The 6,642-nt window shown below is 37.0% G+C and carries 5 protein-coding genes and 1 pseudogene; 1 reads left to right on the top strand and 5 read right to left on the bottom strand.

Annotated elements, in window-relative coordinates; translation table 11 throughout:
- Positions 1 to 186, top strand: a 186-nt coding sequence (locus G327_RS26400) for an IS3 family transposase (protein ID WP_026339199.1), incomplete at its 5' end; no start/stop codon positions are given.
- Between the two features lie 667 nt (positions 187 to 853).
- Here G327_RS26400 and G327_RS0105590 read toward each other — a convergent pair.
- The 5 genes and pseudogenes from G327_RS0105590 to kdsB form a co-directional block, all read right to left on the bottom strand.
- Complete coding sequence (locus tag G327_RS0105590; RefSeq protein ID WP_019613777.1) at positions 854 to 1,504, bottom strand: ABC transporter ATP-binding protein; 651 nt, start codon at positions 1,502 to 1,504, stop codon at positions 854 to 856.
- A 336-nt stretch (positions 1,505 to 1,840) separates the two neighbouring features.
- Entirely contained in the window at positions 1,841 to 3,091 is a 1,251-nt protein-coding gene (locus tag G327_RS0105585; protein WP_019613776.1) for a methyltransferase domain-containing protein, read from the bottom strand.
- A 92-nt stretch (positions 3,092 to 3,183) separates the two neighbouring features.
- Positions 3,184 to 3,611 (bottom strand): annotated as a pseudogene (tnpA, locus tag G327_RS25605) (IS200/IS605 family transposase).
- 292 nt (positions 3,612 to 3,903) lie between these two features.
- Complete coding sequence (locus G327_RS0105575) at positions 3,904 to 5,874, bottom strand: capsular polysaccharide biosynthesis protein (RefSeq protein WP_026339198.1); 1,971 nt, start codon at positions 5,872 to 5,874, stop codon at positions 3,904 to 3,906.
- A 6-nt stretch (positions 5,875 to 5,880) separates the two neighbouring features.
- Complete coding sequence (gene kdsB / locus G327_RS0105570; RefSeq protein ID WP_019613774.1) at positions 5,881 to 6,636, bottom strand: 3-deoxy-manno-octulosonate cytidylyltransferase; 756 nt, start codon at positions 6,634 to 6,636, stop codon at positions 5,881 to 5,883.
- Positions 6,637 to 6,642: the final 6 nt, after the last annotated feature.

The following is a 6,642-nucleotide window of genomic DNA, read 5'->3' as shown; positions in this document are numbered from 1 at the left end:
TTTTTCGGCAGTTTGAAACAGGAGCGTGTTCATTGGCGCAATTATCAAACGCGCTATGCAGCTCAGCAAGATGTTATGAATTACATCACGATGTGGTACAACTGCCAACGAATGCATTCATACCTTGATTATCGAAGCCCCAATGAATTTGAACGTATGGATAGACCGTTAAAAGAAGTAGCTTAACGAACTTAACTAGGGTGACCGAATTCAGTTGACCAGGTCATTTGCTATAAAGTAGTGAGTTAATTGCTTCAGGGGATAAAGCTGTAGGAATAAAACGTGAAGCTTTACGGTTTACTCACCCTTTTAAAACCTATTAACAACATCAATTAAAGCGGAGGCATATTCGTTTTTAATTAAAAGTTCAGGCACTAGCACCATCTCTTCATCATAAGTGCAGACAATACTTTGCTTAAGTTAAGGGATTTACAAAGAAGCTCCCGCTCTTGCTGATTAATATAGTGAACATCAAAAGCCGTCCTAAAACACTGCGAGGGCAGCAGACCACAAAACCATTGCCATTAAAATTTGTTTTAACTCTTGCAATACGACTTGTAAGGCTACATTAAATGCGTGAACTAAATGCCGGTGCTGATCATTATTCTTCGGCTTTCAGCACATAATGATAAAAGAGGAGAGACAGCAGACTCAATATTGTTTAAGCCTTGAGGCGAACAGGTAAAACGTAGATTCATAATTAACCAATTAGCGTCAAAAGTGATAAGTAATAATTGTGAATAATAATACAACTCAACTTAAAACAAATCGACCTTGAGCCGGCAATTAAGTCGCAGTTTTTTTGTTTTAGGGCCTTCGCCTCAGGCTACTTTAGGCTTTCGAGTTTTTTAACTTAAAGCAGCTTATAAACAGCGATTGCTTCTTGCAGATCAGGGTAAAAAGTGAGCTCTCCTTGATGCAGAATAATTGCACTGTCACAAAACTCCTCAATTTCTTTAATTTCATGGCTCACCATGATCACATTAGCTGTTTTACTTTTATCTAATAATGCTTGACGAGCTTTTTTACGAAACTTCTGGTCACCAACAGAGGTAGCTTCATCAATCAAATAGATTTCAAAATCAATAGCAATACAACAGCCAAAAGCTAAACGAGAGCGCATACCGCTTGAATAAGTACGAACAGGTAAATCATACTTTACACCTAGCTCAGCAAATGCTTTTACTTTCTCTTCATATTCATCAAGATCAGCAACACCGTTTACTCGACCAATAAAACGTGTATTTTCGCGTCCGGTCATTTGCGGGTGAATACCTGTTGCTAATGCCACCGGCCAAGAAATAGCTTTGTCGGTAACCACTTTACCTTTATTGGGGTATTCGCTGCCCGCTAAAATACGAAACAGCGTAGATTTACCTGAACCATTAGAGCCCAGAATACCCACATTGTGCCCTTCAGGTATTTCGAAGTTAACATCTTTAAAGATATACTGATTACCCAATTCAGAAGGGTAATATTTGGTAAGATTTTGTAGTTTTATCATAAATGCTACTATTTTTATTTGTTAGGGCTTTACCACATTCTAGCTACACCAGCGTTCAACGTTCAACGTTCAAACCCTTTATTGTGCCTTGCTTCTTTCATATTTTTACTTTATTTATAGCTAAATCCAACGAATACCGTATTCTCAATATGCAGTAATAACTGACTATTACTTATTTTGTAGTACATCTGCTTTATAAGGAATGGTGGTTAGTTCAATTCTGGTTAAAATGCTTTTCAAGTCGGATAATGTAACGCCTTGAATAAAGCTCTGCATTTTAGAGGAGATACCCCGGACGCTTACTTTCATTAGGATACTACAATTCTAGGGAACCCACTAATATCTATGATTAACCTTATTTTTCTCGGTTAGCTGTTCTTTATCATGTGACTTTATAAGATTCATGCATTTCTGAAAAATTATCGGTTCTTCTATTGTATCCATAAAGTTTAGTACGCATTGAAGTGGTTTCAACTTCAGTAAAACCATTGTTTTAAAAGCGAAATAACCGGGTTTATTCGGAAAATTAAGCAGTATATTTTCAATAAAATCCAATGCTTGTTCATAATTCTCTTGCGAAAAGTAAATTTGTGCTAACTTATAAAGGCTATCACGTTTTATTTTGTTACTATTTAATGTAGTTGTCCGATAAAAAATACTTTTTGCTTCATTAAGCATTCCATCTTTAAAAAGTAATAAGCCTAGCCTATATAGATCAACAACGTTAAAATTAGAAAGTGAATCATTTTTTTTGTATGAATGAAAAGCATCCTCAACAGTTGTATTCTCTATATAGTACCCGAGCATGTTCCCATAAATAACCCTTTCCTCTGAACCTATTGAAGCCTTATCTTTTGCGTAATCTTCAAGATAATATAAAAATTTTTCAGCATCTTTATCAGTAATTTCATATGAATTTTTAAACCAATTTATATCTTTTAGCCTAAGGACAGTGCCCTGTCTTATTTCACATGGCCAAAAAGCGCGTAAAACCTCTAGGTCACCTTCATCCATTCGAAGCATTGGCAGAATTTGATTAGATTTTTGAACAATAGCACAAATATTTTTATCATCTTGATAAAAATGGCCGTTTTTAACGTCATATCCATTAAGTAACAGATTATAAATAAGCTGAGCTAAAGTCCAACCATTGGTTACATGCCCCCCGACTATACTTTCTTTGAAGGGAGGTACAATTATGAACAAATACCCAGAGTCATTAAGGTGTGTACGCGCTTTTTCCAAAAATAAACCGGGGCTTAATGTATGTTCCAAAACATGAGATGCAAGCACCAAATCATATTGTTTTTCTTGACTGAAACTTTCGAATGTTGTCTCAATACAGTTAACTGAATATTTTTGTAATAAATACTTAGGATATGAGTAACTATCTAATGCCAAACCTATTGAAGTAACATTTTTATTGTTAATAGCATAAAAAAGAGAAGCTGCACCTTTCCCGAAACCAATATCTAGAACAGAATTAAAGTCCAGAGTTAACGTTTCTTTTAATAACCCATACCTTGAAAAATTGTTTCCAAACATTCTCTGAAACAGAAAATTTATCATCTTAGTATGTACAAGCATGTACTTTGTCTCCAACTCAACAACCACCTACTAAAGTAGGTGGGTTAGGATTTATGAACTAAAGTCCGTATACGGGTCAAAGACCCGTTGCTTTAGCTCTCTGTTCTAAAATCATCATCCGCTTTAGGCTCAAAGTGATGGGCTAAATACTCTTTAATCATTTCTTCGGTAACATCTCCAGATGTAACACAAAAATATCCCCTAGCCAAAAAATGACGTCCCCAGTATCGCTTTTAAAATCTGGGAAACTTTCAAACAATTTCGATGAGGATCTTCCCTTTACCCTTCTCATTATTTCACTAGGGGCCATATTCGGCGGAGCTGAAATTAAAAGGTGAGCATGATCTTTACTAACAACTACTTTTAAAATCTCAATTTCAAAAGCATTACATGTTTGCCTGATCAACTCTCTTACCTTTAGTCCAATATCACCTTGTAAAACTTGATTCCTATATTTCGTGACAAATACAAAATGATACCGAATCTTAAAAACGGTAAGGCTACCGTACCTATAATCCATAACCATCCCCTAGCTGAATACCTGTTCAGATATTATAGCTAAAGCCGATGCTTTAACCTTTTCAGTAGACTAATAAATATATTACTTATTATATGAGTTAAATGATTCAGCTTCTTAGAGGAGGACGAATGTTTACTTTCAAGAGAGCTATTACTGGGCTTACACTCAAGATTTTGGGTATTATCATAATTTACAACTATCATAACCTTTATCTGACTTAATTATGTCTGGGGTTAAAATGCGCTAGCCGTGGGTACAAAAGCTTTGCTTGACCAAAATACATGGCTTTTTCTCACCTAAAATGCAGTTTGTTTTTAATCCGCCGACTTAGTAGAAGTAAACGAGAAAAAACAGAGGCAGAAAGAGGAGACGATTTTAGTTGTTGAATACGCTCAATTATTTGCTCAACCGAGCACTGTTTATCCGTTATCGGATCAATGTAGGTCGGATATAACACCAAACTACAAAATATCAACTCAGCGAGTGTTCTCTTTCTTTGTCTGCGTTCACACAAAAGGAGATCATAGGTTAATCCCCATCCAGCATAAAACGGTAAGCCGTAAGTAAAGACTTTTATACCTCTTAATAAGGCTTCAAAGCCCGCTAATGAGGTGAGTGTGTGTACCTCATCAGCTAAGTCTAATAAAGAATCCATTGCTAAATCAGTAACCACAAGGTCAGCGTTATGGATAAATAGCTGTTCCCAATTACCTTTATCACGCTCACCTGAAACAACATCTGGATGTGGTTTGTAAATAATAAATGCATCAGAGTTATGCTTACGAACTAAAGTAAGGAGCTCTTCATTAGTTTTGTATATAGGAGCTCCAAATTGTATCGATGCGTCAGATTCAACTTGGCCAGGCACGAGAATAATCACCCTATCATCAGGTAGTTCCAGTTGGTGACTCTCCCCAACATTATATTTTGTTACCTTTGCCTTGATCAGAGCTTCAATTAAACACTCCGTCCTTTGCTGCTCCCATGCAGTCAAATCATATTCATTTAAGCAAGATTCTAAATCACTTACTTGCGTACTATCAAAGTAAATGCCTTGTGAATCACAGACCAAAGAAGCTGGTTTAGATAAATGCACCCCCAGACCTACAGAGCGAATAAAACCATCTTCAATACGCAGCGCTTTCGCTTTATTATTTAACGCATTTTTCTTACCCCACAATAACACCACTTCTGTATTATTATTTTTTATTAAGCCCCACACTCTAATATATCGCTTAATAAGAGACTGCCGAACAAAAGAAAGGGCACTCATATTTACAGGGCAAGCGCGCTTGTTAACACGAAGCATATCAGAGAAGTAGTGAATAATATCCTCAAGCCGACAGGGGCTACCCGTTATTGGATCTACATAGCGAGAATACTGGATGTAAGCGGCATAAAATACTTGTTCTAACGATCTAGGTTCATTACGGCGAGAACAGGTTAACTTATCACTCGTTAGCCCCCAGCCAGCATAAAAAGGCATCCCAAAGCAATGAACATTTACTCCGCCCATTAATGCTTCAAACCCCATTAAACTCGACACTGTATATAAATCTGTTACAGAATCGAAAAATTCCCAAGGATTTACTGTCTCAGAGCATAATGCAACACGCTCATTTTTAACAGGCAGCGGATAGAGAAAACCTTTTTTCTTTCCTGTTAATACATCCGGATGAACTTTAACCCAAATAGTTTCATCTGGGTGGGCAAGCAATGCCTCGTTTAACATATCAACAAAGGTTTGTTTATTGGCTAAGGCCCCGTCAACAGAAGCATCTCCTTGAGTTTGATCAATAACAACCACTTTAGGTTGTTTAGAAAAGCATTGCAGCAGACTGTTCGGGTTATATTTAGAAAGACGATAATATTGGATAGCATCAATACATTGACGGGCTTGAGCTAATTCGGCTGTTGAAAGACTGCTGGCGTGTGTTATTAATTGCTCCAGATAAGAAAGCTGCCTAGCATCATAATAAATACCTAAATGATCAACGACTAAACTTGCAGGCGCAGCTCCGTCAACACCTAAACCGATAGAACGAAGAAAACCGTCTTCAAGCGCAATATAAGGCAAATGACTATCTGCAGCATAATTACGTGCTTTGTTAGCGGTTGATTTAAAGCCCCAGCCAATAACGGCCTTGGAATCACGTAAATGCTTTTTATCTGAAATAATATTTAATTCAGGCACAAAAGCGTTCAAATGCTTAACCTTTAAAATACCTCGCGAAAAACAAGCGGCTGTAGTTTTGTTCATCATAAAAAGCTACAACTTAGCAAAAACTTCAATCACTTTATCAAGGTCTTCTTGAGTATCAACACCTGCTTTTGGCACCATGCATGCATTCTCTACAACAATATCGAAACCTGAAGCTAAAGGGCGAAGCTGCTCTAATTTTTCAATCCCCTCTAAAGTTGATACAGGCAATGTAGGAATAGATTTTAATGCAGACACTTTATAAGCATATAAACCTAAATGACGGAAATAATCACCTTCTGGCATAACATTTTTGGTTTTGCTAAAGGCATCTCTTGGATAGGGAATTGGAGCACGACTAAAATATAACGCCTTATTGTTTTCACCATGAACAACTTTTACCACATTTGGGTTTAACAAATCAGCAACTGAAGTAATTGGAGTCATCAATGTAGACATAGATGCGCTATTTGAGTCCAACAACCTGGCAACTTGCTGCAATAACTCAGGCTCAATTAACGGTTCATCGCCTTGCAGATTTACTACTATATCATCGTCCGCAAACTCATGTATTTGTGCAACCTCAGCTAAACGGTCGGTTCCTGATTCATGTTTATCAGAAGTCATTACTGCAATAACATCATACTCTGCTACCGCATCAATAATACGCTGATCATCTGTAGCGACATAGATGTGTTCAAAGCGGCCCAACACTTGTTCTATCACTCTTACTATCATGGGTTTACCACAAATATCTAACAGCGGTTTACCTGGCAAACGAGAAGAACCAAAGCGGGCAGGGATAACAATTCTAATTTTTGACATAAATAA

Source organism: Psychromonas ossibalaenae ATCC BAA-1528 (genome assembly GCF_000381745.1).
GTDB classification, from domain to species: Bacteria; Pseudomonadota; Gammaproteobacteria; order Enterobacterales; family Psychromonadaceae; genus Psychromonas; species Psychromonas ossibalaenae.
This window is presented reverse-complemented; position numbering and strand designations above follow the sequence as displayed.

Coding starts and splice junctions, on each gene's coding strand:
- G327_RS0105585 (WP_019613776.1), bottom strand. CDS start 3,091: ATGCTTGTACATACTAAGATGATAAATTTTCTGTTTCAGAGAATGTTT.
- kdsB (WP_019613774.1), bottom strand. CDS start 6,636: ATGTCAAAAATTAGAATTGTTATCCCTGCCCGCTTTGGTTCTTCTCGT.
- G327_RS0105590 (WP_019613777.1), bottom strand. CDS start 1,504: ATGATAAAACTACAAAATCTTACCAAATATTACCCTTCTGAATTGGGT.
- G327_RS0105575 (WP_026339198.1), bottom strand. CDS start 5,874: ATGATGAACAAAACTACAGCCGCTTGTTTTTCGCGAGGTATTTTAAAG.